The sequence below is a fragment of the Citrobacter sp. Awk 4 genome (assembly GCF_028069725.1).
GTDB lineage: Bacteria > Pseudomonadota > Gammaproteobacteria > Enterobacterales > Enterobacteriaceae > Citrobacter_D.
Genome location: NZ_JANEWG010000172.1, coordinates 1 through 266, shown reverse-complemented (window position 1 = coordinate 266; position 266 = coordinate 1). Strand labels below are relative to the sequence as shown.

General features: G+C 55.3%; 1 protein-coding gene. It reads left to right on the top strand.

Features of this window, described 5'->3' with window-relative positions; all coding sequences use genetic code 11:
- Positions 1–266 (top strand): phage tail sheath subtilisin-like domain-containing protein (locus NNO04_RS23015; RefSeq protein ID WP_271446545.1); only part of this gene is annotated, 266 nt, incomplete at both ends.

Below are 266 nucleotides of genomic sequence, written 5' to 3'. Positions count from 1 at the left end.
GGAAATCGATACCTTACTGGAGAGAGCCCCCATTTCTCCCGCCGCCACTCTGGCCGGTATTTATTGTACCAGTGACCGTAATCGCGGGGTCTGGAAAGCCCCCGCCAATGTGGCCATTAACGGCATCTCCGGGGTGACCGCCCTGGTTTCTGACAATGCCCAGGGAGCCATGAATAATAAGGGAATTAATGTTATCCGCTATTTCCCTGACCGGGGATATCTGGTGTGGGGAGCGAGGACACTGGCAGGAACGCAGACAAACAGTG